This window comes from Thioalkalivibrio sp. ALgr3, assembly GCF_000377325.1.
Classification (GTDB): domain Bacteria; phylum Pseudomonadota; class Gammaproteobacteria; order Ectothiorhodospirales; family Ectothiorhodospiraceae; genus Thioalkalivibrio.
On the sequence record NZ_KB897977.1, the window covers coordinates 80,077 to 107,037 of the forward strand.

At 67.7% G+C, this 26,961-nt stretch carries 20 protein-coding genes and 1 tRNA gene; 6 read left to right on the forward strand and 15 right to left on the reverse strand.

Features of this window, described 5'->3' with window-relative positions; translation table 11 throughout:
- Positions 1-4: 4 nt before the first annotated feature.
- From C998_RS0103010 to C998_RS0103020, 3 genes are all read left to right on the forward strand, one after another.
- Positions 5-1,981, forward strand: a complete 1,977-nt coding sequence (locus tag C998_RS0103010) for a M48 family metallopeptidase (protein WP_018869371.1) — start codon at positions 5-7, stop codon at positions 1,979-1,981.
- 24 nt (positions 1,982-2,005) lie between these two features.
- Positions 2,006-2,092 (forward strand) — tRNA-Leu (locus C998_RS0103015).
- 251 nt (positions 2,093-2,343) lie between these two features.
- Positions 2,344-4,512, forward strand: a complete 2,169-nt coding sequence (locus C998_RS0103020; RefSeq protein ID WP_018869372.1) for a diguanylate cyclase — start codon at positions 2,344-2,346, stop codon at positions 4,510-4,512.
- On the opposite strand, the gene mnmD is transcribed toward C998_RS0103020, so the two are convergent.
- The 4 genes from mnmD to C998_RS0103040 form a co-directional block, all read right to left on the reverse strand.
- On the reverse strand, positions 4,509-6,344 hold the full coding sequence (gene mnmD, locus C998_RS0103025; RefSeq protein WP_018869373.1) for a tRNA (5-methylaminomethyl-2-thiouridine)(34)-methyltransferase MnmD: 1,836 nt from the start codon (positions 6,342-6,344) through the stop codon (positions 4,509-4,511). The two genes, C998_RS0103020 and mnmD, sit on opposite strands and share 4 nt — an antisense overlap.
- Positions 6,345-6,366: 22 nt before the next feature.
- Entirely contained in the window at positions 6,367-7,896 is a 1,530-nt protein-coding gene (locus tag C998_RS0103030) for a peptidoglycan DD-metalloendopeptidase family protein (RefSeq protein ID WP_026279454.1), read from the reverse strand.
- 104 nt (positions 7,897-8,000) lie between these two features.
- Positions 8,001-8,783 (reverse strand): ABC transporter permease, encoded by a 783-nt coding sequence (locus tag C998_RS0103035; RefSeq protein WP_018869375.1) that lies wholly within the window; start codon positions 8,781-8,783, stop codon positions 8,001-8,003.
- The gene (locus tag C998_RS0103040) at positions 8,780-9,757 is read right to left on the reverse strand and encodes an ABC transporter ATP-binding protein (protein WP_018869376.1); all 978 of its coding nucleotides are present in this window, start codon (positions 9,755-9,757) and stop codon (positions 8,780-8,782) included. The genes C998_RS0103035 and C998_RS0103040 overlap by 4 nt, the downstream gene beginning before the upstream one ends.
- Before the next feature lie 92 nt (positions 9,758-9,849).
- Here C998_RS0103040 and C998_RS0103045 point away from each other — a divergent pair, with 92 nt between their 5' ends.
- Positions 9,850-11,244 carry a M17 family metallopeptidase gene (locus tag C998_RS0103045; RefSeq protein WP_018869377.1) on the forward strand — a complete coding sequence of 465 codons (1,395 nt, stop codon included), beginning with the start codon at positions 9,850-9,852 and terminating at the stop codon, positions 11,242-11,244.
- Here C998_RS0103045 and C998_RS0103050 read toward each other — a convergent pair.
- Complete coding sequence (locus C998_RS0103050) at positions 11,237-12,670, reverse strand: Glu/Leu/Phe/Val dehydrogenase (protein WP_018869378.1); 1,434 nt, start codon at positions 12,668-12,670, stop codon at positions 11,237-11,239. The two genes, C998_RS0103045 and C998_RS0103050, sit on opposite strands and share 8 nt — an antisense overlap.
- 115 nt (positions 12,671-12,785) lie before the next feature.
- Entirely contained in the window at positions 12,786-13,091 is a 306-nt protein-coding gene (locus tag C998_RS0103055) for a hypothetical protein (RefSeq protein ID WP_018869379.1), read from the reverse strand.
- 323 nt (positions 13,092-13,414) lie between these two features.
- Between C998_RS0103055 and dusA the strand changes: the two genes are divergently transcribed.
- Positions 13,415-14,488 (forward strand): tRNA dihydrouridine(20/20a) synthase DusA, encoded by a 1,074-nt coding sequence (dusA, locus tag C998_RS0103060; RefSeq protein ID WP_369771833.1) that lies wholly within the window; start codon positions 13,415-13,417, stop codon positions 14,486-14,488.
- A 49-nt stretch (positions 14,489-14,537) separates the two neighbouring features.
- Here the strand turns inward: dusA and C998_RS0103065 are convergent, their stop codons facing one another.
- Both C998_RS0103065 and purB read right to left on the reverse strand, forming a co-directional pair.
- Positions 14,538-15,704, reverse strand: coding sequence for a cupin domain-containing protein (locus C998_RS0103065; protein WP_018869381.1), 1,167 nt, complete (start codon positions 15,702-15,704; stop codon positions 14,538-14,540).
- A 7-nt stretch (positions 15,705-15,711) separates the two neighbouring features.
- Positions 15,712-17,079 (reverse strand): adenylosuccinate lyase, encoded by a 1,368-nt coding sequence (purB, locus tag C998_RS0103070; RefSeq protein WP_018869382.1) that lies wholly within the window; start codon positions 17,077-17,079, stop codon positions 15,712-15,714.
- 74 nt (positions 17,080-17,153) lie between these two features.
- Between purB and C998_RS0103075 the strand changes: the two genes are divergently transcribed.
- On the forward strand, positions 17,154-18,545 hold the full coding sequence (locus C998_RS0103075; RefSeq protein WP_018869383.1) for a lyase family protein: 1,392 nt from the start codon (positions 17,154-17,156) through the stop codon (positions 18,543-18,545).
- A 31-nt stretch (positions 18,546-18,576) separates the two neighbouring features.
- Here C998_RS0103075 and C998_RS0103080 read toward each other — a convergent pair whose 3' ends face one another.
- From C998_RS0103080 to C998_RS0103110, 7 genes are all read right to left on the reverse strand, one after another.
- On the reverse strand, positions 18,577-20,529 hold the full coding sequence (locus tag C998_RS0103080; RefSeq protein ID WP_018869384.1) for a bifunctional diguanylate cyclase/phosphodiesterase: 1,953 nt from the start codon (positions 20,527-20,529) through the stop codon (positions 18,577-18,579).
- A 30-nt stretch (positions 20,530-20,559) separates the two neighbouring features.
- Positions 20,560-21,399: an HDOD domain-containing protein gene (locus tag C998_RS0103085; protein ID WP_018869385.1), complete on the reverse strand. Its 840-nt coding sequence runs from the start codon at positions 21,397-21,399 to the stop codon at positions 20,560-20,562.
- A gap of 2 nt (positions 21,400-21,401) precedes the next feature.
- The gene (locus C998_RS0103090; RefSeq protein ID WP_018869386.1) at positions 21,402-21,764 is read right to left on the reverse strand and encodes a hypothetical protein; all 363 of its coding nucleotides are present in this window, start codon (positions 21,762-21,764) and stop codon (positions 21,402-21,404) included.
- Positions 21,765-21,812: 48 nt separating this feature from the next.
- Positions 21,813-24,566, reverse strand: a complete 2,754-nt coding sequence (gene acnA, locus C998_RS0103095) for an aconitate hydratase AcnA (RefSeq protein ID WP_026279455.1) — start codon at positions 24,564-24,566, stop codon at positions 21,813-21,815.
- Between the two features lie 16 nt (positions 24,567-24,582).
- Positions 24,583-25,212, reverse strand: a complete 630-nt coding sequence (gene hflD, locus C998_RS0103100; RefSeq protein WP_018869388.1) for a high frequency lysogenization protein HflD — start codon at positions 25,210-25,212, stop codon at positions 24,583-24,585.
- A gap of 61 nt (positions 25,213-25,273) precedes the next feature.
- Positions 25,274-26,395, reverse strand: a complete 1,122-nt coding sequence (mnmA, locus tag C998_RS0103105) for a tRNA 2-thiouridine(34) synthase MnmA (protein ID WP_018869389.1) — start codon at positions 26,393-26,395, stop codon at positions 25,274-25,276.
- 5 nt (positions 26,396-26,400) lie between these two features.
- A complete protein-coding gene (locus C998_RS0103110) occupies positions 26,401-26,883 on the reverse strand; it encodes an NUDIX domain-containing protein (protein WP_018869390.1) in 483 nt (160 codons plus the stop codon).
- Positions 26,884-26,961: the final 78 nt, after the last annotated feature.

Genomic DNA, 26,961 nt, shown 5'->3' on the forward strand with positions numbered 1-26,961 from the left:
GACCATGAACTTTTTCGAACACCAGGACCGGGCGCATCGCCGCACCCGGGTCCTGCTGGTCCTGTTTTCCCTGGCCGTCCTGGCCATCGTGGTGGCGATGAACGCGATCGCCCTGCTGTTTCTGGGCCACGATCCATCGGCACAGCCGGGCGAGCCCCTGCAGCTGGACAAGCTGGTCCGGAACAATCTCGATCTCCTGTTCTGGGTGACCCTGTTCACGATCGTCCTGATCGGTGGCGCCAGCCTTTACCGGGCGTCGTCACTGCGGGGCGGGGGTGGCCAGGTCGCCCGGGAGCTGGGTGGCACGCGGGTCGAGCCGGACACCCGGGATCCGCTGCGCCGACGCCTGGTCAACGTGGTCGAAGAAATCGCGATCGCCTCCGGGGTGCCGGTACCGGAGATCTACGTGCTGGAGGAAGAAAGCGGCATCAATGCCTTTGCCGCGGGGCATGCGCCGGGTGACGCGGCCATCGCGGTGACCCGGGGAGCCCTGGAAACCCTCAACCGCAACGAGCTCCAGGGCGTCGTGGCCCATGAATTCGGACACATCCTCAATGGCGACATGCGCCTGAACATTCGTCTGATCGGAATCCTGTACGGGATCCTGGTGCTCGCGCTGGTGGGGCAGCGCGTGCTGATCGCCATGCGTTTCTCGCGTGACAGCCGCAATGCCGCCGGCCTGATGGCCGCGGGGCTGGCACTGCTGGTGGTGGGCTATATCGGCCTGTTCTTCGGCCGCTGGATCCGGGCCTCGGTTTCACGCCAGCGCGAGTATCTGGCGGACGCCTCGGCCGTGCAGTTCACCCGGCAGCCGGACGGCATCGCCGGGGCCCTGAAGAAGATCGGCGCACGTCATGCCCGCCTCGATGCGGACTCCGAAGAGGTGGGGCACATGCTGTTCGCCAGTGGAGGCCTCGGGCGCATGTTCGCGACGCACCCCCCACTGGAGGAACGGATTCGGGCGATCGAGCCGGGGTTCGATCCGTCCGAGTTCGAGCAGGTCGCCCGGCGCATGCGTGAAGAAGCCGAATCGGGGCAGGCCGCGGCCGAGGCAGCCGCCGAGCAGCAGGAAAAGGAAGACCGGCGGGGCCCCGGGGGGCTGCCCCTGGATGCCGACCGCCTGGTGGACGGCATTGCCGATCCCGGGCTGGCGCAGATACTGGGTGCCGGGATTCTGATGGCCTCGATGCCGGGGCCGCTGGAACAGGCCGCCCACAGCGATGGCTGGGCGGCCGAGGTGATCCTGTATCTCCTGATGAATGCCGACCCCGAAGTGCGCGAGCAACAGCGCCTGATGGTCGCGGAGAAACGCGGCGGCGACAGCGAGCGCAGGGTCGGCCAGCTGCTCGAGATGGTGCCGCAACTGCGCGACGACCTGCGGATTCCGCTGCTGGAAATGGCCTTCCCGGTGTTGCGCCGGCACCCGCGCGAGGAACGCGAGCAGCTGGAGGAACTGGTGGAACGCCTGATCCATGCGGATGGCCGGGTTTCGGCATTTGAATATGCCCTGGGGCGTCTGCTCAACCGGCATCTGATGGATGCCGGAAAGCCTGGTGACGACGGTGCCGGTGGACATGGGCGACTCGATCGGCACCACGAAGAGGCCCGGTTCCTGCTGGCCGTGCTCGCGCGTCATGGCCACCCCGGGGACCCGGACGCCGGACGCGCCGCACTGACGGCGGGGATCGAGCGCATCGAGGGACAGGCGCCGGCCGCGGTGGATTTCCCCGAAGCCTGGACCGAATCCGAGGGGAGCCGGGCATGGGCGGGAGTCCTCGACCAGGTGCTGGATACCCTCGATGCGCTGCGCATGGCGGACAAGGAACGCCTGGTGCGGGCCATGCTGACGACCGTGACGCACGGGGGGCAGGTACGGACCGCCGAAGTGGAACTGCTGCGGGCCATGGCGGCGTCGATGCACGTCCCGCTGCCGCTGGCGGAATTCGCCGCCGGTGAGGAAGGAATGCCCTCCGCCGATTGACGCGGTATCATCCGCCGCGTCTGCGGGGGCGTGGCGAAACAGGTAGACGCAGCAGACTTAAAATCTGCCGGCCGCAAGGCCGTGCCGGTTCGAGTCCGGCCGTCCCCACCATTGTCGTCTTTTCCGCCTGTCGCGGACGAGCTTTCTCAGCCTCCCATGACCATTTTCATCCTCCGGGGATTACGCGCCCCCGGGTGAATGGGCATAGTGGGGGTGTGGGGTTCGGATCGAAGGGGGCGGACATGCGCGGGATACCGGGCGACAGCGCCGCAGGAGAGGCCCCGACCGCCGGGACGGACGGGACAGCACAAGGTCGGACGGGCGGTTTTGCCGCCACGTCGGTGGTGTCGGGGCTGCTCGCGATGCTGATCTTCGCCGGGATGTTTCTGCTGGCCGACCGTGCCTGGGAGCATCAGCTGGCCGAGCGGCATCAGGCGAACCTGGCGAGCGAGGTGGCCAGCAAGCGTACGCGCCTGGAAAGCGTGATCAACAGCCTGGTGCACGCCACCGTTGGTCTCTCCGCCTATGTCGAGGCACGCCCGCACCTGGATGGCGACGAGTTCGAGCGCATGGCCGACCGGCTGTACAGTCGGGACCCGGAAGTCATTCGCTCGCTCACGTTACTGGCGGGATCCCGCATCGATTTTGTCTACCCGCGCGAGGGCAATGTGGATGCCCTGGGTCTCGACGTGGCCAGCCATCCGGAGCAGGCGGCGTCCTTCCGTCGGGTCATGGAAACCGGAGAGACCGTCGTCGCCGGGCCCTGGGAGCTGGCACAGGGCGGGACGGGCCTTCTGGTCCGCAGTCCTGTCGGTCTGGAAGAAACCGGCGACCCGCTGGTCGAGGCCCGGCAAATGGATCCCGGGTTTACCATGGCCAGCGTGGCGGTGGATTTCGACCGGGTACTGGCGCGCGCGGGGTTCGGCCGCACGCGCGGCGCGCTCCAGTTTGCGCTGCAGGGACGAGACGGGACCGGGCGCCGCGGCGAGGTGTTCCATGATCCGGACGGAATCGCCGAAGGGCCCGTGGAGTGGCGCAAGACGGTCAGCTTTTCCGGCGGCGAATGGGTACTGCTGGCGCGCCCGGTGTCCGAGGCCATGCCGACCTCCAGGCCGCCGGCCTGGTGGGCCTTCGGGATCCTTGGCACCCTTGCACTGGGCGGACTGACCTGGCGCGTGAGCGGGCATGTGCGCGATCGCGCGCGCCTGCTGAGCCAGTACCACACGCTGGTCGCCAATCTGGAGGACGCCACTCTGGTGGTCCGGGACACCCGGGTCCTCTGGACCAACCCCGCGTTTCGCCGCACGACCGGACAATCCCCGGTCGACGGTACCTCCGTGAAAGACCTCGAACTGTTCCATCCGGACGATATCCCGTTGCTGCCCAACGGGCTGGTATTTTCCAGGGAAGATCCGGATCCGGCCGGGCGCCAGGTGCGCGTGCGCATGGCGGACGGCCACTGGCGCTTTCATCTGCTGCGCTGGGTGCCGATCCCGTGGGAGCAGGATCGGGCCATGCTGCTGATCCTGGTGGACGTGCACGACAACCGGATGCTGTTCGAGGCGCTCGCCCAGGCCCGCGACCTTCAGGAGGCGCTGTTCGAAGCCATGCCCGGTCATGCCCTGGTGCTGGGGGAGGACGGGATGATCTACCGGGCCTTTGGGGATAGTCGGGGGGGCGAAGGAGGCGGACGCGTCGGGGCGGAGGGGGCGGGGTCGATCGTGGGGCACGGCATCGAGGAGTTCCTGCCCGAGGCGGTGGCCCGCCAGTTCCTGGCAGTCGTGCGGCGGGCGCTGGACGAGGGGGCCCTGCAGGAGACCGAATACCTCCTCGATCCCGGTGTGTTGCATCCGGCGCGACGGTCGGAGCCGGAACTCGCCGGGGATGGCTGCGAAAACGGGCAGCGCTGGTTCGAGGCCCGCGTGCGCCCCATTGCCGCGCATTTCGAGGGACGTGCCGCGGTCGTCTGGCATGCGCTGGACGTGACCGCGCGGCGCAAGCTCGAGGAGCGTCTGCACACCCTGGCCTGGCAGGACCCTTTGACGGCGGCTGCGAACCGCGCGGCGATGGAACGGGCGTTTCCCCGCATGACGTCCCGAGCCCGCCGCGACGGGGGGCAGCTGGCCATGGTGTTCATCGACCTGGATCGCTTCAAGCCGGTCAACGACGAACACGGCCATGCCGTCGGTGATCAGCTGCTGCGCCGCATGTCCGCGGATCTGGCGGCGCACCTGCGTGCCGAGGATCTGCTGGTCCGGCTGGGCGGTGACGAATTCCTGGTGCTGACCGGGACGCTGACTTCTCGCGACGAGGTGCATCCGCTGATCGAGCGGATCCGCAGCGTCTTCGATACCCATTGGGAGATGACCCTGGACGACGGGGAGCGTATTTCGGTGGTGGTGACCGCGAGTATCGGCGTGGCGTTCTATCCGGAACACGGGGAGACCCTGGCCGACCTGATCGCGGCGGCCGACCAGGCGATGTACCGCGTCAAGGGACAGGGCCGCAATGCGGTGGCCTGGGCGGACTAGGCGACGCGTTGCGGCGACAGGCGTCGGGCCACGTTCTGCTCCAGGGGCTCCGGCAGGTCCAGCAGGCGGTCGGCTACCAGCTCGCCGCTGATCGGTGCATAGAGCAGGCCTCGTGAGCCGTGCCCGAGGGTGAGCATGACCCGGCCCCGGCGGTCCATGCGCGAAGCGCCCACCAGCGGAAGGCGGTCGCGAAAGACGGCGCGCATGCCGGTCCAGCGCTGCGTGATCCGCGCATCCTCGGGGGCGGGCATGCCCGGAACCCATGCCAGATGCTCCAGGTTGTGGCGGTCGTCTTCGGCGGTCGGTTCGGGGGGCGCTGCCGGATCCGCCGGGAGCCCGTCGTGGCGGTAGGTGGCGCCGATCCAGTGATCATCCGTGTCCCGTTGAATCCAGTAGCCCTGACCGGTGCGCACGCGGAAATCGGGGCCGGGAAGGGGGTGCTGCACCCGGGTCATCTGGCCTCCCACGGTCCCGAGGCGCGCCTGTTCCGGGCACAGGGGCGCGCCGGCAGTGGCGATCACGACCGCGTCGAAGCCCCGCGCGGGGTGGTCGCCGTCGAACGTCACCCGGACTTCGGTGGCGTGCGGCTCGATCGCGCTGACCCCGGTGCGCTCCACCGCGGGCAGTGCGGCGGCCAGTCCGCGGCACAGGGCCCCCATGTCCACCGCCCGCCCGCCGGGGTATTCCAGCATCGGCCCGGGAGTGCCGGCGGGGGCGGTGGCGGCCGGGTCGAAAAGGTAGCCGCTCTCCGCCGGATCGCGCGCGCGAAGTCGCTGTACGCGCTTGCGTGCGTGCGCGGAGATGCCGTGGAAGGCGACGCTGTCACCCAGCAGGAGCGTCGATCGGCCCTCTTCCAGGCCCTCGGCGGCGCGTTCGATCAGGGCATGGGTGTGGCGCATGCCGGTGAGCGCCAGGGCATTGAGCCCCGGGTCATCGGGGAGCAGGTGAGGCAGCAGCACCGCCGCCGGGTTGCCGGACGCCCCCCCGCCCGGGCCCGCGGGATCGAACAGGGTGAGGTGGCAGCCGCGGTCCTGCAGGGCCAGGGCGGCCGACAGTCCGGCAATGCCCGCCCCGATGACTGCTACGCGTCGCGGACGTTCGCGAGTCTCGGGCAGGGCGGGGGGAGCCGGGTCATGGAAATGGCCGCACAGGCGTTCACGCTTGCGTCCGTGCCCGGGTTTGCGCCGGACCACGAAGCCGGCCGCCTCCAGGTCGCGGCGCACCTGACCGGCCGCGGCGTAGGTTCCGAAGGTGGTGCCGGGCCGGGAGATACGGGCCATCTGCCGGAAGACACCGATATTCCACAGGCCCGGATTGCGGCGGGGTGCGAATCCGTCCAGATACCAGGCATCCACCGCGGCATTCAGCTGCGGGAGGGTGATCGCCGCGTCGCCGAAGACCAGGGTCAGCACCGCGCGTGCCCGAGGGAAAGGGATCCGGTGAAGGCCGCTGACCGGTGGGGGATACCCGTCGCGCAGGCGTTCGGCGTCCGGGCCGTCAAGGCCCAGCTGCTGATGGGCGCGGGCGAGGTCGTCGGGATGCAGCGGCCGCGATTCGAAGCCGATCAGCGACAGGAAGCCGTCGTCCGGGGCCCGGGCGCGCCACTCGCGAAGCGTCAGGAGGGTGTTGAGTCCGGTGCCGAAGCCGGTCTCGGCGATGGTCATCCGGGTACCGGGGCGGGCGAAGCGCCGGGGCAGGTCGTTGGCCTCAAGAAAGACTTCGTGCGCTTCCTCGAGCGGGGCGTCCGAGCCGAAATAACCGTCGCCGAACTCGGGAGAGACGGGCTGTCCATCCCTCCATTCGAGACGCGCAAAGGCCAGTGCTTCGGGCAACGGCGGGGCGGCGGGCCGGTTCCTACTGCGCGGCGAGTTCGCTGAACGGCCGCAGAGCGACCTGTTCGCCGCGCTGCCCGTTCTCCAGCTGCGCGAACAGGACTTTGCCAATCTCGCGGAACTGCTCGAGGTCTTCGCCTTCCAGCGAGTCGCTTTCGGGCAACGCTACCCGCATCGGATCCTTCGGCCGCCCCTTCACGTGCACCTCGTAGTGCAGGTGCGGACCGGTACTGCGTCCGGTGTTGCCCGACAGGGCGATGCGATCCCCCCGCTCGACATCATCCCCCGGGCTGACCAGGGCACGGTCCAGATGGAGATAGCGCGTGGAGTAGCCCTGTCCGTGTTCGATCACGATGAAGCGACCGGCATACCGGTCGTGCTCGACGCGCGTGACCCGACCATCCGCCGGTGCCCTAATGGGGGTCCCCACCGGCATGGCGAAGTCCGTACCGTGGTGCGGCGCGACCCGGCCGGTGACCGGATGCCGTCGCTGCGGATCGAAGCCCGAGCTGATGCGGTAGTTGCCGGAGAAGGGACGGCGGTCGAACGGCGGCAGCAGGCTTTCGCCATCCGGGCGATAGAAGCGCCCGTTGACGTTGCGCGCGGCTTCCTCCTGTATCCGCTCGCCGTTGTATTCGAACGCCAGCAGTCGCAGATTCTGCGGCGTGTCCTCGCCGACGACGGTTTCCTGCTCCACCAGCAGGGTGAATTCATCGCCGGCGCGTGCGTTCAGGCGCACCGGCAAGTGGCGATCCATCAGCACGGCGATCGCCGCTGCCGCCCGCGAGGAGAGTTCGGTCTGGCGGGACAGGGCCGCGGAGATCGAGCCGTCGATCTCCGCGCTGATGATCAGGTGCGAGGTCTCGCGGGCATTCTCGACCTCATGACGGTCAAAGTCCCAGCCATCCTCCTCCCGGACCCATTCGTAGCCCGAGGCGCTGTCGGTCCACAGCCGCATGCGGGTCAGGTAGCCTTCGTCGTCCACCTGCCATTCGATCTCCTGGCCGGGCCGGACGCGGTTCAGGATGTCGGCATTTTCGTCGTCGTCCAGCAGGCGATAAAGCGTGGCCAGCGGCAGATCCCACTCCTGTTCCCACAGCCCGGAGAGGCGCTCGTTGCGATCCAGAGTGTGCGAATTCCAGTCGGAGTGGCCGAGTTCGGCCGTTGCGGAGGGCTCGTCGTCGTCCAGGTCAAAGGTTTCGTACGACGTGGCCCCGGTCGTCGGCTCGCTGGCCGTCGGCGGCTCTCCGGCATCCTGGTCGGGATCGAATGCGAATGCCACCGTGTGAGTGTCGCCCGGCGGGACCGAGCCGCCCACCGCGGGCACCGGTTCGGCCACCGAGGCCCGGCTCCAGTCAGCACGGATCTCCGTGCCGCGGGCGCCGGAGCCGTTGTCCGCCGATTCGGGATCCGCGCTGGAGAGGGGCGCGATCTGCAGGGGCTGTTCCGTTTCCTGTGGCTTGGAGGCGAGGACCAGGCCGGAACCCACAGCGAGGGCGAGGCCGGCGGTTCCCACGATGACCGAAGACGTGATCCTGCGCTGACCGTTCATGAACATGGTTCCGTTGGGCGATGCCGTTTTATACCACGTTTGGCCGCGATGTGAACCACCCCCGCGGATGCGCCGATTCTCGCCGTGCCGTCGCTTGAAGGTCTTCATGAGCGGATGCCCGTTCCTCGATTCAGAAGCCACAGTGCCAGACCATAGAGCACAATGATGAACAACGCGATGATGGCAAAGGATGCGATCACTGGAAAGTCACTGGTTCCAAGGCTCCCGTAACGAAAGGCATCCACCATGTAAAAGATCGGGTTCAGCATGGACGCGCCCTGCCAGAAATCGGGCAGCAGGCTGATGGAATAGAAAACGCCTCCGAGGTAGGTCAGCGGGGTAAGAACGAATGTGGGAATCAATGCGATATCGTCGAAAGTTCGTGCGAATACTCCATTGATCAGTCCGGCCAGTGCGAACAGGATGGAAGTCAAAAGGACGACCAGCAGCATCACGATCGGGTTGTGCACGCTCAGGGGCGAAAAGAACAGCGAGACGATCAGAACGGCCACGCCCACGGTGAGCCCGCGTGCGACCCCGCCGAATATGAACCCCAGGATGATGACGCTGTTGGGGATCGGCGAGACCAGTAGTTCCTCGATATGACGCTGAAACTTTGAACCGAAGAATGATGATACGACGTTGGAATAGCTGTTGGTGATTACCGCCAGCATGATCAGCCCGGGAACGATGAAGTCCATGTAGCGAAAGCCTTCCATTTCGCCGATGCGGTCGCCGATCAGGCCGCCAAAGATGATGAAGTACAGCGCGGTGGTGACGACCGGGGGCAGGACGGTCTGCACCCAGATTCTGGCAAAGCGCAGTATTTCCTTGATTGCGATGGTGCGCAGGGCGGTGCCCCACAACCGGAGATCCGCGCGGGTCATGCCTGGCCCTCCTGCTGCTCGGTGGCTCCGTCGCCGCCGGGGGTCAGCGGGCTGCGGGTGGTCTCGTTCTGGGTCATGCGGACAAAGAGCTCTTCCAGTCGATTCGCCTTGTTCCGCATGCTCTGGACCCGGATCCCCTGATTATCAAGAATCTGGAAGAGATCATTCAGGTTCTGGTTGGAGTGTATGTCGGCCTCCAGGGTCAGCTCGTCGATGCGTCGCAGCGGGATGGGGCCGCCCTCCGGTACCGCCAGCGGGGGTTCCACCAGGTCCAGCACCATGGTCTCGGTCTCGAGCTTGGCCAGGAGCTGCTTCATCGTGGTGTTCTCGATGATGCGGCCGTCGTCGATGATCGCGATGTTGCGGCAGAGCGATTCGGCTTCCTCGAGATAGTGGGTGGTCAGGATGATGCTGCGGCCGTCATCGTTGATCTTCTGCAGGAAGTCCCACATGGAGCGCCGCAACTCGATGTCGACCCCGGCGGTGGGTTCGTCGAGGATCAGCAGCCGCGGTTCGTGCACCAGGGCGCGGGCGATCATCAGGCGGCGTTTCATGCCGCCGGAGAGCATGCGGGCCATGTTCTCGCGCTTGTCCCACAGGCCCAGTTCGTTGAGATAGTGGCCGGCGCGGTCCCAGGCCTCGCGGCGGGGAATGCCGTAGTAGCCGGCCTGGTTGACGACGATCTCGCCCACCGGTTCGAACTGGTTGAAATTGAACTCCTGCGGGACCAGGCCGATCGAGCGCTTGACGCCCCGGGGATCCCGGTCGAGGTCGTGGCCGAACACCCGGACTTCCCCGGCCGTCTTGTTCACCAGCGAGGTGATGATGCCGATGGTGGTCGACTTGCCGGCGCCATTGGGCCCGAGCAGGGCGAAAAAGCTGCCGGGGGAGACCTCGAGGTCGATTCCCTTGAGGGCTTCGAAGCCGTTGTTGTAGGTCTTGCGCAGCCCGCGGATTTCCAGTGCTGGCGTCATGGCACGTTCCCTGTCGGTCGGTGGGGGCCGGGCGTCCCGGCCGCAGGTGGCGTTATTATGGGGGCTTTGCCGTGCAGATGAGGAAGCCCCCAGTGGAATCCGTTTTTGTTGATGAGTCGTCCGCCGCCGTTGAACTGATACCCGTGACGCCGGAGTCGCTGCATGCCGCGCTGGAGGGGCGGCCCGCACGCTATGCGCGCTGGGCGCAAGCGACCGGCTTTACCGGCGAGGCCGGGGGTATCCTGCAGATCGCCGGGGACCAGGGCGAGCTGGAAGCGGCCCTGGTCGGCTACGACGTGGGCCAGCCCCTGTGGATGCTGGCTGCGGCGGCGGAGTCCCTGCCGGGGGGAGATTATCGCCTGCATGAGGCGGGCCTGACAGCGGAGGCAATCGAACGGGCGGCGGTCGGCTGGGGGCTGGGCAGGTATCGCTTTCGCCGGTATCGCAGCGAGCCACCGACCGACGACACGCCGGTGCGGCTGATCTGGCCGGACAGGGTGGATCGGGAGCGTGTCACGTCCATGGTGGCGGCGGTCGGCCACACCCGGGATCTGATCAATACGGCCCCGGCCGATCTGATGCCGGACGAACTGGCGGCGGAGGCCGAGGGTCTGGCCGAACGTCACGGCGGAACCGCCAGGGTGGTGGCGGATCCCGACGAGGTGGCCCGGGACTGGCCGTGCATCCATGCCGTGGGGCGCGCCAGTGAACACCACCCGCGGGTGATCGAGCTGACCTGGGGGCCGGAGGATGCCCCGCCGGTGGTACTGGTGGGCAAGGGAGTCTGTTTCGATTCGGGCGGTCTGAACATCAAGCCCGACAGTGCCATGCGGCAGATGAAGAAGGACATGGGCGGTGCGGCCACGGCGCTGGGGCTGGCCGGCCTGATCATGCGGGCCGGGCTTGCAGTGCGCCTGACGGTCCTGGTCGGAGCGGTAGAGAACGCCGTGGGCTCGCGTTCCTTCCGTCCCGGCGATGTCCTGACCACGCGCAGCGGGCGTACCGTGGAAATCGACAATACCGATGCCGAGGGCCGCCTGGTGCTGGCCGATCTGCTGGACCGTGCGGGTGAACTGGAGCCGGCCCTGGTGGTGGATTTTGCGACCCTGACCGGTGCGGCGCGAGTGGCCGTGGGGCACGAGATCGCCGCGTTCTTCGCCAGCGACGACGCCTGGGCGGCCGCCCTGGACGAGCCGGCGCGCGCGTGGGACGATCCGGTCTGGCGGCTGCCGTTGCATGCGCCGTATCGGCACATGCTGGAGAGCGATGTGGCCGACGTGGTTAACGCCAGTTCGGGCGGGCAGGCCGGGGCGATCACCGCGGCGCTGTTCCTGCAGGATTTCGTGCCGGCCGAAACGCCCTGGCTGCATTTCGACATCATGGCCTTCAACACCCGCGCACGCCCGGGCCGGCCGAAGGGTGGCGAGGCGATGGGCCTGCGGGCGGTGTTCGCGGCCCTGGAGGCCCGTTTCGGTCGGGTCAGATGACCTTCAGGTCGGGACGGGCGCGGATGATCTTGCGCAGCGCGATCAGGTATGCCGCGGTACGGTAGTCGAGGACCTCGCCATTGCTTTCCACCTCGCGCACTTCCTGCATCTCGCTGAAGGCCTCGCGCATGGTGTCGTCCAGGCCCGAGCGCACCAGATCGATCTCCTCGGCACCGCGCACGATGGATTCGCGCAGCCACTCGGGCACATCCTGGTTGGTCATCATCTCGATGGCGCTGACGATGTGCTGGCCCTGGGCCTGGTCGTAGCGGCGCTCCATGCGGCCGAAGCGGATGTGCTGGATGTTACGCACCCATTCGAAATAGGAGACCACCACGCCGCCGGCATTGACGAACACGTCGGGCAGCACCGTGATTCCGCGCTGCTGCAGGATGCGGTCGCCCTCGAATGTGCAGGGGCCGTTGGCGGCCTCGACCACCAGGCGGGCGCGGATGCGTGGCGCGTTCTCCTCGTGGATGGCGCCTTCCAGCGCGGCCGGGACCAGCACGTCGCAGTCTTCTTCCATCAGGCGGTTGCCGTCGCGTTCGAAACGCACGCCCGGGTAGCCTTCCAGGGTGCCGGTGCGGTTCATGTAGTCATGTACCGCGTCGACATCCAGGCCCTGTTCGGAGTAGATGCCGCCGTCGCTCTTGATGATCCCGACGATGCGGACGTTGTCGTCCTGCTGCAGGAAATGGGCGAGGTGATAGCCCACGTTGCCGAAGCCCTGGACGATGACCCGCTGCTGACTCAGGCCGCCCCCGAGGCCCGCCTCCGCGACGGCCGCCTTCGAACGGAAGAAGGCCTGCAGGGCGTACTGCACGCCGCGGCCGGTGGCTTCCAGCCGGCCACGCATGCCGCCCAGATCCACCGGTTTGCCGGTCACCGCGGCGACGTGGTTGATGTCGTCCGGACGGTGCTGGCGATAGGTGTCCGCAATCCAGGCCATTTCCCGCTGGGAAGTGCCGACGTCCGGGGCCGGGACGTTCTGCGCCGGCGAGATGTAATCGCGCTGGATCAGTTCGTGGGCGAACCGGCGGGTGATGCGTTCCAGTTCCCATTCATTGTACTGGCGCGGGTCGATGCGCAGACCGCCCTTGGAACCGCCGAACGGGATGTCGATGATTGCGCACTTGTAGGACATCAGTGCCGCCAGAGCCTCGGCGTGGGCCTGGTCCATGTTGGGTGCGAAACGCATGCCGCCCTTGACCGGAAGCCGGTGCGCGGAATGCACGGCTCGCCAGCCATGAAAGACCTCCACGCGGTCCCGGAACTGGATGGGGAAGGACACCTGGATGACCGAATCGCAGGTTTGCAGCGCCTCGCACGCCCCGTCCGGGATCTCGAGGTAGCGCATCGCGCGTTCCACCATGCGCGAAACGTTCTGCTGGAAATCGTTGGTCTGCGGGGTTGCAGGAGGCGTCATCCGGCGATTCCGTGACTGAATTCGCAGCGGATTGTACATGCGCAGGCCCGCATGCAGGCAAAAAGACGCCGAAGGGCCCCTCAGGACCGCTTCGGCGTGGGCAGGGGAGGGCGCGTTACCAGTCCGGGGCGCCGTCGTCTTCGTCGTCGTCTTCGTCTTCTTCTGCACCCATGGGCGCGCCACCGGCATCGGCACCCCCGGCAGCTCCCTCGTCTGCCGGCGGCGCACCGCCCTGAGCCCCTCCGGCGTCAGGCGCACCACCGGCCTCCGGGGGAGCCCCCGCTTCCGGTGCCCCTTCCTCGGCCGGCGGGGCACCGCCCTGTTCGGCACCGCCGCCGCCCATGGCGCCGGCGGTAGCCATGGAGCCAATGGTGAACAGGGAGGAGAGGGCAAAAGCGATGGCAGTCTTGCGATATTTCATGGATCTGCGCTCCTTGGAGGCTGTAGAAAGTTCTCGCAGACTCCGGAGGCCGAAAATAACGGCGAAGCCGGCGTCTGCACCCGAAAGGAAAGCAGGGATCGTGCCAGGTGAGGGAGAGGGTGTCTGGAAGCCCGAAGGATCAGTGGGTTACGGTAGATGCTGTGAAATGGTTCCAGAGATAGCCGGGCGGCGGGCGGTCGAGTCGGTCGGACACAGCGGGTCAGGCTGACCCGTGTCGCATTGGCACAGGCAGAGTCGGGCGTTGCTGGACGTCGGGGGCGCGCCGGGACACCATGGGCGGCCCATTTATGGTTCAGCCCGGAATGTCCGATCCGCCTTCTGCCAATCCCATCGTGTGCGCGCCGCAATCCGGCTCGCCGACGGCCTGCACGTCCTCGCTCGCGGGCGGGCCGGAGCGCTTTTCCGTCGCGCCGATGATGGACTGGACGGACCGCTGGTGCCGACGCTTCCACCGGCTTCTGACGCGGCATGCGCTGCTGTACACCGAAATGCTGCATGCCAACGCGGTGGTGCGGGGCGATCGCGCGCATCTCCTCGGCTACGCGGAGGTCGAGCATCCGCTGGCGCTGCAGCTGGGGGGATCCGAGCCCGACACGCTGGCGGAGGCCGCGCGCATTGGCGAGGACTTCGGCTACGACGAGATCAATCTCAACGTGGGCTGTCCGTCGGACCGGGTACAGTCGGGTGATTTCGGAGCCAGCCTGATGGCGACACCCGACCGGGTCGCGCGCGCGGTGGAGGCCATGCAGGCGGCGGTCGACATCCCGGTGACGGTCAAGCATCGCATCGGTATCGACGAGCAGGATTCGGATGCGGATTTGCATGCCTTCGTGCGTACCGTGTCGGATGCCGGTTGCCGGCATTTCATCGTGCATGCACGCAAGGCGTGGCTGCAGGGGCTGAGTCCGAAGGACAACCGCGATGTCCCGCCGCTGGACTACGCGCGGGTCCACCGGCTGAAGGCCGAATTCCCGGGGTGTGTGATCGTGCTGAACGGGGGGCTGGATGACGTGGCCGCCGCGCGCGACCACCTGACCACCCTGGACGGGGTCATGTTCGGCCGCCATGCCTATCATCATCCCTGGAGTCTGGCGGAGGTCGACCGGCTGTATTTCGGTGAGGCCTGGCGGCCCGAGCGTGCCGAGGTGGTCCGCGAGCTGCAGGACATGGCCGAAGGGATGCGGCGCGAGGGCGTGCCGCTGGCGCGGCTGACCCGCCACGTACTGGGGCTGTTCCACGGCGAACCCGGGGCGAGGCAGTGGCGGCGGATCCTGACCGAGGGGGCCCATCGACCGGATGCCGGCCCCGAACTGATCGAACGGGCGGCGGCCGCCTGTCCGGCGGCGCAGGTCGACGCGGTGGCCCCGGCCGGCTGAAGGCCGCTGCAGTGCTGGCCCCGGGCGGTACCGCCGCTCAGTGTTTCCCTCAGTCGTCGGGCTCCAGCCACCCCTCGCGCAGGCCATCTTCCAGCACCTGATGGATCGACGGAAAGCCGGCTTCCCAGTCTGCCGCAGCGAGGGTCTCCACCGTGCAGAAGATCTCCAGCTGTTCCGCTTCCAGTGCCGGGGCGGGGTGGTCATGGCCCGCGATGCACAGCACCGGGCCGTCCGGACCGTGGAACCAGGCCCGACGGATGCCCGGATGGATGCGGTAACGCACACCCGGCTGCGGGGCCGGGGGCGGGGCGTCCTCGTCCGGGGCAGCGAGCCCGGTGCCTGCCGTGGGACGGGTCAGGAAGCGGCCGAGGTAGGCGTCCAGATCGGCGTCGTCCGCGGCCAGCAGGGCCCGCAGGGCGTCGCGCAGTTCGCGCCGGTCGCCGGCCGGAAGCTCCCCCGGCCACTGGTCGGCGGGGCGCCCCGGGTCCTCGAAGCGGGCCTGATCCCCGATCACGTTCGCGCGTTCTTCCAGGAACCCGGTGAGCACGTCGAGGATGGCCGGGGCGCGGAAGCCGACGGACCAGGTCATGCATTCGCGATCCAGGGATTCACCGTAATGCGGGACGCCCGGCGGCAGGTACAGCATGTCTCCGGGCTCCAGCTCCCACGAATCGGTCGGCCGGAATTCGCGCAGGATCGCCAGCGGCAGATCCTCGAAGCATTCCGGGTTCCCGGGCGGGTCCTGGATCTGCCAGCGCCGCCGGCCAGCGGCCTGGAACAGGAAGACGTCGTACTGATCCACGTGCGGGCCCACCGAGCCGCCGGGCGGGGCGTACGAGATCATCAAGTCGTCGCGCCGCCAGCGCGGGATGAAATCGAACTGCGCGAGGAATCCGGGGCCATCGGGCCAGAACCGTTCGATATCACTGACCAGCAGGGTCCAGTCGCGTTCCGGCAGCCGGGCCAGGCGGTCCGGCTCGAACGGGCCGTATTCCACGTCCCAGTCGTTGCGCTCGCGGTGGCCGAGGACCAGCCGGCTGCCGGCCTCGGGATCGGTTGCCAGACCGGCCAGGTCGTCGGCTTCGATCGGGTTCTCGAACCCCGGGATCGCGCCGCGGATCAGCAGGGGTTTCTGCTGCCAGTAATCCCGCAGGAACGCGGCCGGCGTGAGTCCGCCCAGCAGGGTCAGCGGGGTATCCGGATCGGGCGCTGCCATGGTCGACTCAGACGTCGCGGGCCAGGCGGTCCGCCAGACCGGTGTAACGCCCGGGGGTCAGCTCGCGCAGGCGCGCGCGGGCCTCCTCGGGGATGTCCTGCGCGTCGATGAACTCGTGCAGGGCCTCGGGGGTGATCCGGCGGCCACGGGTGAAGTCCTTGAGCTTTTCGTAGGGCGAATCGATGCCGTAGCGGCGCATCACCGTCTGCACCGCCTCGCCGAGGACTTCCCAGTTGGCATCCAGGTCCTCGTCCATGCGAGCGGTTTCGATCTCCAGCTTGCCCAGCCCGCGGGCGAACGATTTCCACGCGATCAGCGACCACGCGAAACCCATGCCGATGTTGCGCAGCACGGTGGAGTCGGTGAGGTCGCGCTGGAAGCGCGAGACCGGCAGTTTGCCGGCGAGGTGATCGAACACTGCGTTGGCCAGGCCGAGGTTGCCCTCGGCGTTCTCGAAGTCGATCGGGTTGACCTTGTGCGGCATGGTCGAGGAGCCGACTTCGCCGGCCACGACCTTCTGCTTGAAATAGCCCAGCGAGATGTAGCCCCAGATGTCGCGCGAGGCATCCAGCAGGATGGTGTTGGCGCGCATGAAGGCATGGAACATCTCGGCGAGGTAGTCGTGCGGCTCGATCTGGGTGGTGTGCGAACTGGGCTCGAGGCCCAGGTCACTGACCACGCGCCGCGCCAGTGCCGGCCAGTCGACCTCGGGGTAGGCCACCACGTGGGCATTAAAGTTGCCCACCGCGCCGTTGATCTTGCCGCGGCAGACCACGCCGGCCAGCTGCTCGCGCTGGGCCTGCAGGCGATGCACCACATTGGCGAATTCCTTGCCCATGGTGCTGGGCGAGGCGGGCTGACCGTGGGTGCGCGAGAGCATCGGCTGGTCGGCGAACTCCCCGCTCAACCGGCGCAGGGTGTCCACGATGCCGTCCAGCGCCGGCAGCATCACCTCGTTGCGCGCCTCGCGCACCATCACCCCGTAGGCGAGGTTGTTGATGTCCTCGGAGGTGCAGGCGAAATGCACGAACTCCATGCGCGCGGCGAGTTCGGGATGCTCCTGCATCTGCTCCTTGATGTAGTACTCGATCGCCTTGACGTCATGATTGGTGGTCGCCTCGATGGCCTTCACGCGTTCGCCGGCGGCGTTGTCGAAATCGGCCGCGATGCGCTCCAGCGCGGCGGTGCCTTCGGCGGAGAGCGCGGGGACCTCGGCGATCGCGGGCTCGGCGGCCAGCGCCTTGAGCCAGGCGATCTCGACGCGCACGCGGGCCTGCATCAGGCCCTGCTCGCTGAACCAGGGAGCAAGGTCGCGGGTGTGACGGGCATAACGGCCATCGACCGGGGCGATGGCGGTGAGGGCGTTCAGGGACATGGTCGGCCTTGTGATGGGGCTTGCTTGTGCGGCGCAGTATAATACAACGATCAAGTCGACCGCCGGAGCCAGGAATGACCCGATCAGGCCATCGCCAGGAACACGACAGCCTCGGCACCGTGGAGGTGCCCGAACATGCCCTGTGGGGCGCGCAGACCCAGCGCGCCATCGACAACTTCGCCATCGCCGGGCGCCCCTTGCCGGCTGCCTTCATCCGTGCCCTGGCGCAGGTCAAGGCGGCCTGTGCCGAGGCCAATCACGGCCTGGGCCAGCTGGACGGAGAGACCGCGCAGGCCATCGTGCAGGCGGCCGAGGCGGTGGCGCTGGGCGAGCATGCCGATGCCTTCCCGGTGGACGTGTACCAGACCGGCTCGGGCACCAGCAGCAACATGAACATGAACGAGGTGCTGGCGCATCTGGCCTCGACCGGCGCCGCCGGGGCGGTTCATCCCAATGATCACGTGAACCGCTCGCAGAGCTCGAACGATGTGATCCCCACGGCGCTGCACGTGGCCGCGCTCAACCAGCTGGAACACGAGCTTCTGCCGGCGATGCGGCGCCTGATCGCGACCATCGCACGGCGCGAGGCGGGGGCAAAGACCCTGGTCAAGACCGGTCGTACTCATCTGATGGATGCCATGCCGGTACGCCTGGATCAGGAACTGTCCGGCTGGCGTACTCAGCTGGAGCAGGCGGTGGAGCGCCTCGAGGCGACCCGCGGCCGGCTGGGGCGGCTGGCGATCGGCGCGACCGCGGTGGGTACCGGGGTCAATGCCCCGGAAGGGTTCGGCGAGCGGGTGGCGGAGCGCCTGTCCGAACGCACCGGGCTGGCATTTCGGCGCGAGCCGAACGGCTTCGCCGCACTGGCCAGCCAGGACACCGCAGTGGAGTATTCGGGGCAGCTGCGGACCGTGGCCACTGCGCTGATCAAGATCGCCGAGGACCTGCGCTGGATGAACTCGGGCCCGCTCGCGGGACTCGGCGAGATTGCCCTGCCGGCGTTGCAGCCGGGCAGTTCGATCATGCCCGGCAAGGTGAATCCGGTCATTCCCGAAGCGGTGCTGATGGCGGCGCGCCAGGTCATCGGGCTGGATGCCGCGGTCACCGCCGCCGGGGCCGCCGGCAATTTCCAGCTCAACGTGGGCCTGCCACTGATCGCCGACAACCTGTTGCAGATGACGGGCCTGCTGGCGCGCGCCGCCGACCATCTGGGCGAGCGCGCGGTGGCGGGCTTCAGCGTCAACGAGGAGGTGATGCGCGCGGCCCTGGATCGCAACCCGATCCTGGTGACCGCGCTCAACGACGAGATCGGTTACGAGGCGGGGGCCCGCATCGCCAAGGAGGCCTACGCCTCGGGCCGGCCGATCATCGAGGTGGCTGCGGAACACACCGGCATGGACCGCGACCGCCTGCGCGGCCTGCTGGACCCGCTGCGTCTGACCGGGGGTACGGACAACGGCGCCTGAGGCACCCGTCCGGTACCGTTCGGCGTTCGCGTCATTCGGGCTCGGGCAGCATGCGCACGTCGTTGACGATCATCTCCCGCAATTCGTCGAAGGGGACCGGCCGGGAATAGCGAAACCCCTGGGCGTAATCGCAGCCGAATTCCCGCAGCAAGTGGATCTGCGCGTCGGTTTCCACTCCTTCGGCCACCAGCTGCATGTCCAGGCTGCGCGCCATGACCACGATCGCACGCACGATCTTGGCGTCCTCGTGGCTCTTCTCCAGATCCATCACGAAGGAGCGGTCGATCTTGAGGGTGTCGGCCGGAAGCTGCTTGAGCTGGGTCAGCGATGCATGTCCGGTACCGAAGTCGTCCACTGCCAGTGACATGCCGACTTCGCGCAGGCGCTGGAACACGCGCGCGGCGGTGTCGGCGTCATCCATGATCACGCTCTCGGTGAGCTCCAGCTCGATGCGGTCGGCGGGGATCCCGTGTTCCTCGGTGATCGCGAAGAATTCCTCCGCAAGATTGGGCTGGCGCAGCTGGCGCGCGGAGACGTTGATGGCGATATGCGGAAGCGCCTGCGCGGTTCCGGGCAGGGAGGCGAGATCGCGGCAGGCCTGTTGCAGAACCCATTCTCCGATCTGTTCGATCAGGGTCATGTCTTCCGCGATTTCCATGAACTGACCGGGGGGCAGCATCCCCAGACGCGGGTGGTCCCAGCGGATCAGGGCCTCGGCACCCACGACACGGCCGGTCGCCAGCTCGATCTTGGGCTGATAGTGCAGCCGCAGCTGGTCATCCTCGATGGCGCCGCCAAGGTCGGTTTCCAGGCGGAAGTGCCGGAAGGTTCGCGAATTGAGGTCCTGGGTGTAGAAGCGGAAGCCGTTGCGGCCGCGTTCCTTGGCATCGTACATCGCGGCGTCGGCGTTGCTGAGCAGGGTGTCGGGTTCGTCGCCGTCGTAGGGGAACACCGCGATCCCGGCCGAGCAGGAGGTCAGCACCGGATGGTCGGCCACCGTCCGTTCCACCGCCGTGGTCCGCACGATTTCGGTCACCAGCCGGACGACACCCTCCAGCCCCTGGATCCCCTCCACCAGGATGCCGAATTCGTCGCCACCCAGCCGCGAGAGCGTCGGGCTGGCGCCCTGGCCACCCGTCGATCCGCGGGGGGTCTCCAGCAGGGCGGAAAGATCGGTGGCCACCTTGCGGATCAGTTCGTCCCCCGCGCGATGACCCAGCGCGTCGTTCAGACGCTTGAAATTGTCCAGATCGAGCAGGATCAGCGCGACATGGCTGGAGCCGTTGGCGTGACGTTCCATGGCCCGGGCGAGACGGTCACTGAACAGCATGCGGTTGGGCAGGTTGGTCAGCGAGTCGTGCGACATGTGATGCAGGAGCTCGCGCGACTGTCGCTCGGTGATCCGCTGCAGGGCCTGCTGACGCCGTTCCATCAGGTGGTAGAGATCGGCCGATTCCAGCGCATAGGCCGCGTTGAACAGCACCAGGGTCAGGGCGGACATGACCAGCTCGTGGCGCGGGGCTTCGTCCCGGCCCGGCCGGGCGGCGAACATCCCGCGCACCCGGGTACGGGTGGAAATGACATGCAGCAGCACCATCCCGCCATCTTCGCCGGCGGGCAGGAATACCGGGTGGTTTTCATGCAGGGCCCAGGAGAAGGTGCCCTGCCGGATCAGCTGTTCCACCCGGTCGGGCAGGTCACCGGGGCTGTCGTCTTCCGCGTCGTGCTGTGCCAGATTGAACGAGGCGTCGCCGTCGAGCAGATAGATGGCCGACTCCGGCAGGGCCAGCAGGCGGCGCACGGCCTCCAGGGTATTGCGAACGATGACGTCGGGGCAGCGGTTGCCCTCGGTGTCACCGAAGATCGCCGTGGTCGAGGACAGTACGTCCATCACGTAGGCATTGTCCTCGAGACTCTGCTCCAGGTAGCGGATCCGCTCCTGCAGCTGCTCGAAGTCTTCCGGCGTCCGGTACGAAGGGCTCATGGCGTCAGGGCCTTTCCGCTCATCGCGGGGTCAGTCCAGGAGGATTCGGGCCAGCTGCTCGAGCTGTTCGCGTGCCGTATCGGCGATTTCTTCACAGGCAGCCATCTCCAGTCCGATCCGTTCGAAGGCTTCGGCGTGGATCGGCGGCACCATGCGCTCCCCGGAGGAACCCAGGCGCAGGGCGTTGGCGATTGCATCGGCGACATGCACGATCCCGGCCTCGACCGGGAAGGAGGGGGCGGCCAGCGGGTCGTGGTGATAGCGGGTGGCTTCCACGTGGGCGGGCGTCATGCCCCATTGCTCCAGCAGACCGGCGCCGATGGTCGCATGGTCGAATCCGAGATAACGCTGTTCCGTGACGAACAACAGCTCACCGTCGCGTTCGCGCAGGTTGATCAGCTCCTCGGTATCGCGGCCGAGGCGCAGGAACAGGACCAGGCGGCCGATGTCGTGCAGCAGCCCGAACAGGTACAGCCGGTCCACATTGGCCTCGCGTCGGAAACGGGCGATCCCGCGGGCGATGATCGCAGTCGCCAGACTGTGTCGCCAGAACGAACTCATGTCCACGCCGATCACCGGCAGGCCGCGAAAATGTTCGATCACCACGGTGGACAGTACGATCTGCCGGATCTGCTGCAGCCCGATGATGGCCACTGCCCGGTGCAGGGTCTCGATCTCCTGCGGGAACCCGTACAACGACGAATTGGCCAGGCGCAGGGTCTTGGCCGCGATCGTGGGGTCCAGTTCGATCGCTTCGGTGATATCGGCGACGCTTGCGGTCGGATCGTTGATGCGTTCCACGATCGCGTTGAACGCACCGGAGAAGCTGCACAGCGCGTCATCCGCCTGCAGGAAATCTTCCAGCCGCATAGTCATCGCGAGCCCGCACCCCTGGACTGCCGAAGTTCGTCGATCATCGCGCGTCGCGCGATGCGGTAGATCCCGTCCATCGGAAAGCGCTCGATGTCGCAGTGCTGGAAGCGTTCCGCCAGCGCTTCGTCCGCGGTGGCGCCAAGGCGCGCCTCGGCGGCATCCGGATCCTCTTCGCCGGCGGTCTGCTGCGTACCCTCGGCCGCATCCGGGACGGGTTCGGTCGCGGGCGGGGTCCCGTCCTGGATCCGCACCTCGCTGACGCCCCAGGCCTGCAGGACCCGCAGATGCTTGTCCTGCAGGGTCATGCCCGCGGGGATCAGCAGGCGACCGGAACGGTCGTGCACCGGGGCGGCCAGCGTCATTCCGGCACGCAGTTCCGCAGTGGGGACGGTTTGCGACATGATGGCGGTTCAGCCTTTGCCCGCCAGTTGACGCAGGACGTACGGCAATATTCCACCGTGACGGTAGTAGTCGATCTCCTGCGGGGTGTCCAGCCGCACGCGCACGCGGAATTCCTTGCGTGCGCCGTCATCGGCGGTGGCGGTCACCGTCGCTTCCTTCGCCTCGCCACCCCGGATGCCGCTGATGGTATAGGTCTCCTCGCCGGTCAGGCCCAGCGATTCGGCGTTTTCGCCGTCGTGGAACTGCAGAGGCAGCACGCCCATGCCGACCAGGTTGGAGCGGTGGATGCGTTCGAAGCTCTCCACGATCACCGCCCGCACGCCCAGCAGCAGGGTGCCCTTGGCCGCCCAGTCGCGCGAGGAACCGGTGCCGTATTCCTTGCCGGCGATCACCACCAGCGGGGTGCCCTCGGCCTGATAACGCATGGAGGCGTCGTAGATCGACATCGGTTCGCCATCCGGCAGGTGCCGGGTGACGCCGCCCTGAGTGCCGGGCGCCAGCAGGTTGCGCAGGCGCACGTTGGCGAAGGTGCCGCGCATCATCACCTCGTGGTTGCCGCGCCGCGAACCGTAGGAGTTGAAGTCGGCGGGCTTGACGCCCTGTTCTTCGAGGTAACGGGCGGCGGGGCTGTCGGGCGCGATGGAGCCGGCCGGCGAAATATGGTCGGTGGTCACGGAATCCCCCAGCAGGGCCAGGACCCGTGCGCCTTCGATATCCGGGGTCTCGGCCGGCGTCATGCCCATGCCGTCGAAATAGGGTGGCTTGCGCACGTAGGTGGAGTCTTCCTGCCACTCGAAACGGTCGCCCGCGGGGGCCTCGAGGTTGCGCCAGCGGTCCTCGCCGGTATAGAGGTCGCCATAGGCACTGGTAAAGCTGCCGGCACCGACGTGACGATCCACCTGCTCACGGATTTTCTGCGAACCGGGCCAGATGTCCTTGAGATAGACCGGATTGCCGGCGTCATCCTCGCCCAGCGGATCGTTGTAGAGGTCCAGGTTGGTGCGGCCCGCCAGGGCATAGGCGACCACCAGCGGGGGCGAGGCGAGGAAGTTCATCTGCACCTCGGAATGGATGCGGCCTTCGAAATTCCGGTTGCCCGAGAGCACCGAGGAGACCACCAGGTCATCCTTGATGATGGCCTCGCTGATCGCTTCGGGCAACGGGCCGGAATTGCCGATGCAGGTGGTGCAGCCGTAGCCCACTACGTGGAAGCCCAGGTCTTCCAGGTCCTCCAGCAGGCCGGCATTCTGCAGATAATCGGTGACCACGCGCGACCCGGGGGCGAGCGAGGTCTTGACCCACGGCTTGACCTTCAGACCCCGCTCGCGCGCCTTGCGGGCGACCAGGCCCGCACCCAGCATCACCGACGGATTGGAGGTGTTGGTGCAGGAGGTGATCGCCGCGATCACCACGTCGCCGTGGTCCAGGGTGAAGGTCTCGCCGTTCATCTCGATGGCGGTGTGGTGCGGTTCCTCCGCCTGATGCTCCACGCCCACCGCGGTATGACCGCCCTCGGCCGCAAAGCGCTCGGCTTCGGCCGGTTCGTCGGCCCCCGAGGCGCGTTCCTTCAGCAGGGTATCCAGGTGCTGGCTGATCATGGCTCCGGCGCGGCCCAGCGGGATGCGGTCCTGGGGCCGTTTGGGGCCCGCCAGACTGGGTTCCACCGAGGATAGGTCGAGTTCCAGCAGGTCACTGTAGCGCGCCACCGGGGCGCTGTCGTCGCGCCACAGGCCCTGTTCGCGGGCATAGGACTCGATGAACCGGACGTGGCCTTCTTCGCGGCCGGTCAGGCGCAGGTACTCCAGGGTTTCGTCGTCGATCGGGAAGATCCCGCAGGTCGCGCCGTATTCCGGAGCCATGTTCGCGATGGTTGCGCGGTCGGCCAGCGGCAGATCGGCCAGGCCGTCGCCGAAGAACTCGACGAACTTGCCGACCACGCCGTGCTTGCGCAGCTGCTCGACGATCACCAGCACCAGGTCGGTGGCGGTCGCGCCCTCGGCCAGCTTGCCGGTCAGGCGGAAGCCGACCACCTGCGGGATCAGCATGGAGATCGGCTGGCCCAGCATGGCGGCCTCGGCCTCGATCCCGCCCACGCCCCAGCCCAGCACGCCCAGGCCGTTGATCATGGTGGTGTGGGAGTCGGTGCCGACGAGCGTGTCGGGATAGGCCATGCAGCTGCCGTCGGCGCGGTCCTCGAGGAACACGGTGCGTGCCAGGTATTCCAGGTTGACCTGGTGCACGATGCCGGTATCCGGGGGCACGACCTTGAAGGTCTCGAATGCCTGCTGTCCCCATTTGAGGAAGCTGTAGCGTTCGCGGTTGCGCGAGTACTCGAGCTCGGCGTTCAGGTTCATCGCATCCGGATTGCCGTAGGCGTCGACCTGCACCGAATGGTCGATCACCAGTTCCGCCGGCTGCAGCGGCGCAATCTTCGCCGGGTCGCCGCCGAGGTCTTCCATGGCGTCACGCATCGCGGCCAGATCGACCACCGCCGGGACCCCGGTGAAATCCTGCAGCAGCACGCGCGCCGGGCGGAACGCGATCTCGCGCGCGGGTTCCGCGGCCGGGTCCCAGTCCAGCAGTCCCTCGATGTCGTCGCGGGTGATGGTGCGCCCGTCTTCGTGGCGCATCAGGTTTTCCAGCAGCACCTTGAGCGCGAAGGGCAGGGTCTGCGCGCGCGGGTCGTCGGCGATCGGGACGTACTGGCACTCGTGTCCGCCGGCGGACAGGGTGCGGGTGTTCCGGGGCATAGCGTCGCTCATGATGCGTCCATCCGATTCAGGTGTTGAGACGTTGAAGAATGCGGTCGGCCTCGTTCATCAGGCGCTTGCGCCCGAACAGGAGCTTCCAGCGCGAGCCGCCGGCCTGGCGCCAGAGTACGGCGCCGCGGATGCCGGCCAGGAGCAGCGCGCGAATACGGGCCGCGGTATCCGGGTTGGATAGATTGTTCTGTTCGCCCTGGACGATGATGCGGGGGCCGAGCTCGGAGATGGTCTCCTTGTAGATCTCGCCCAGCCGCGAGATCACGCTCTCGTGGGTCAGGGTGAAGTAGTCCACCTGCCGCTGGGCGCCCTGCAGGCCGTCGGCCAGCTGCTGCATCATGTCGCCGCGCTTCTGCAGCTTGCGCTCGAGAAAGATCAGCCCCACCGCGTAGCGGGTGATCTCCATGTCCGGCGGCTTGCCGCCGCTTTCCAGCTGGGTCCGTACGCGTTCCAGCCCGGTACGCAGGCTGACTTCGCCGCGATAGATCTCCTCGGGCGTGGTCGAGTCGAAGGCGAACAGGCTTCCGATCAGGACCTCCAGCTCGTATTCGTCGCAGGAGCCTCGCCAGGCCAGGTCCTTGACCAGGCTCGCGGCCTGAAAGATGGCCGCCAGTGCCAGGGTGCGGTTGTGGTCGCTGCGCTCCAAGCCGTGTCCGTCCGGGTCTGGGTATCAGGAGAGGCACTATACCGGAAACCGCCCTCCGGACTCATGCCCCGGCGGCCGCCGGGGTGTCCGCGGACAGGGTGTGGCGTGTGGCAATCACGCCGCCCCCCAGGCAGGTGCCGTCGCGATAGAACACGATGGACTGGCCGGGCGTGGCCGCACGTTGCGGCTGATCGAAGACCACGCGTGCGCGTCCGTCCGCCTCCGGGTGGACCCGACAGTCCTGCAGCGGCTGGCGATGACGCAGACGCGCCTGCAGGGTTTCCCCGTGGGTCGGGCGACGGTGGATCCAGTGCACGGGTTCGGTCGTCAGCTCCGGGCTCATCAGCAGCGGATGGGCCGAATTCTGCGCCACGATCAGTCGGTTGCCCGCGAGGTCCTTGTCGACCACGTACCAGGGGGCATCGGCCGCGCCTTCGACCCCGCCGATGCCCAGTCCCTGACGCTGCCCCAGGGTGTAGAACATCAGGCCGTGATGGCGGGCGACCACGCGACCGTCCGGGGTGCAGATGTCGCCCTCGCTGCCCTCGAGATAACGGGCGAGGAATTCGCGGAACGGGCGTTCGCCGATGAAACAGATGCCGGTGGAATCCTTGCGCGCGTGATTGGGCAGGCCGTGCTCGTATGCCAGCTCGCGCACCCGTTCCTTGGGCAGGTCGCCCAGCGGGAAGCGGGCCGGGCGGAGCTGCGCCTGATCCAGGGCGTGCAGGAAATAGGTCTGGTCCTTGTTGGCGTCCGCGGCGAGTCGCAGTTCGCTGTGGTCGGGGCCGTGCCAGGCGCGGGCATAGTGGCCGGTGGCGATGGCGTCGGCGCCCAGTGCCTGGGCCTGCTCGAGAAAGGCGCGGAACTTGATCTCGCGGTTGCACAGGATGTCCGGGTTGGGGGTGCGGCCGGCGCGGTACTCGTGGAGAAAGTGGGCGAAGACCCGCTGGCGGTAATCCTCGGCGAAGTTCGCCTTGTGCAACGGGATCTCCAGGGTGGCCGCGACCTCGCGGGCCATCGCGTAGTCGTCTTCCGCGGCACAGTGGCCGTCCGCGTCATCGTCTTCCCAGTTCTTCATGAACAGGCCTTCGACGCGGTGTCCCGTCTGCAGGAGGCGCAGGGCGGCGACCGCCGAATCCACGCCGCCGGAGAGCCCGACGATGATGCGTTCACTGGTGGCCATGCGGCTCATTCCTCGGGGCGTGCGGGGGCGGGCCGCACGTTGTCGACGAGTTCGCCGGCAGATTCCAGCGGCAGGCGCAGACCCGATTCCCAGCGTCGCAGGCTGCGGGCCACCAGCGGGCTGCGCAGGCGATGACCGTTCAGCGCGGTGGCGGCATCCAGCCAGTGGGTGGCAAGGATTGCGGGGTCGCGGCGGATCGGCTGCGCCGGTGTCGACACCGTGCCGGTGAAGGCCACGCGCAGGATGACCGCGCCGTCGGCCAGACGCAGCAGGTCGCAGCCCAGCGAGTGCTGCGGGGCGAATTCGAGGGCCGTCTCTTCGCGGACCTCGCGCCGCACTGCGGCGATCAGGTCCTCGTCCGGGTCCAGGTGGCCCGCGGGCTGATTGAGAACGCGCAGGCCCGCATCCTCTTCCTCGACAAACAGGAAGCGGCCTCGATCCTCGATGACCGCAGCGACGGTGATATGGCAGCGCAGGCGTTCATTCATGGCGCAATGATACCCGCCGCCCGGCGGCGAAGGCCACGGAGGCCATGTATAATCGCCGAAATCCAAATCCCAATGACA

Coding starts and splice junctions, on each gene's coding strand:
- C998_RS0103065 (WP_018869381.1), bottom strand. CDS start 15,704: ATGGCAGCGCCCGATCCGGATACCCCGCTGACCCTGCTGGGCGGACTC.
- C998_RS0103020 (WP_018869372.1), top strand. CDS start 2,344: ATGCTGATCTTCGCCGGGATGTTTCTGCTGGCCGACCGTGCCTGGGAG.
- C998_RS0103090 (WP_018869386.1), bottom strand. CDS start 21,764: ATGACGCTGGCCGCCCCGGTGCACGACCGTTCCGGTCGCCTGCTGATC.
- C998_RS0103030 (WP_026279454.1), bottom strand. CDS start 7,896: ATGAACGGTCAGCGCAGGATCACGTCTTCGGTCATCGTGGGAACCGCC.
- acnA (WP_026279455.1), bottom strand. CDS start 24,566: ATGAGCGACGCTATGCCCCGGAACACCCGCACCCTGTCCGCCGGCGGA.
- mnmA (WP_018869389.1), bottom strand. CDS start 26,395: ATGGCCACCAGTGAACGCATCATCGTCGGGCTCTCCGGCGGCGTGGAT.
- C998_RS0103055 (WP_018869379.1), bottom strand. CDS start 13,091: ATGAAATATCGCAAGACTGCCATCGCTTTTGCCCTCTCCTCCCTGTTC.
- dusA (WP_369771833.1), top strand. CDS start 13,415: ATGTCCGATCCGCCTTCTGCCAATCCCATCGTGTGCGCGCCGCAATCC.
- C998_RS0103010 (WP_018869371.1), top strand. CDS start 5: ATGAACTTTTTCGAACACCAGGACCGGGCGCATCGCCGCACCCGGGTC.
- C998_RS0103075 (WP_018869383.1), top strand. CDS start 17,154: ATGACCCGATCAGGCCATCGCCAGGAACACGACAGCCTCGGCACCGTG.
- purB (WP_018869382.1), bottom strand. CDS start 17,079: ATGTCCCTGAACGCCCTCACCGCCATCGCCCCGGTCGATGGCCGTTAT.
- C998_RS0103050 (WP_018869378.1), bottom strand. CDS start 12,670: ATGACGCCTCCTGCAACCCCGCAGACCAACGATTTCCAGCAGAACGTT.
- C998_RS0103035 (WP_018869375.1), bottom strand. CDS start 8,783: ATGACCCGCGCGGATCTCCGGTTGTGGGGCACCGCCCTGCGCACCATC.
- C998_RS0103085 (WP_018869385.1), bottom strand. CDS start 21,399: ATGCGGCTGGAAGATTTCCTGCAGGCGGATGACGCGCTGTGCAGCTTC.
- C998_RS0103040 (WP_018869376.1), bottom strand. CDS start 9,757: ATGACGCCAGCACTGGAAATCCGCGGGCTGCGCAAGACCTACAACAAC.
- C998_RS0103080 (WP_018869384.1), bottom strand. CDS start 20,529: ATGAGCCCTTCGTACCGGACGCCGGAAGACTTCGAGCAGCTGCAGGAG.
- C998_RS0103110 (WP_018869390.1), bottom strand. CDS start 26,883: ATGAATGAACGCCTGCGCTGCCATATCACCGTCGCTGCGGTCATCGAG.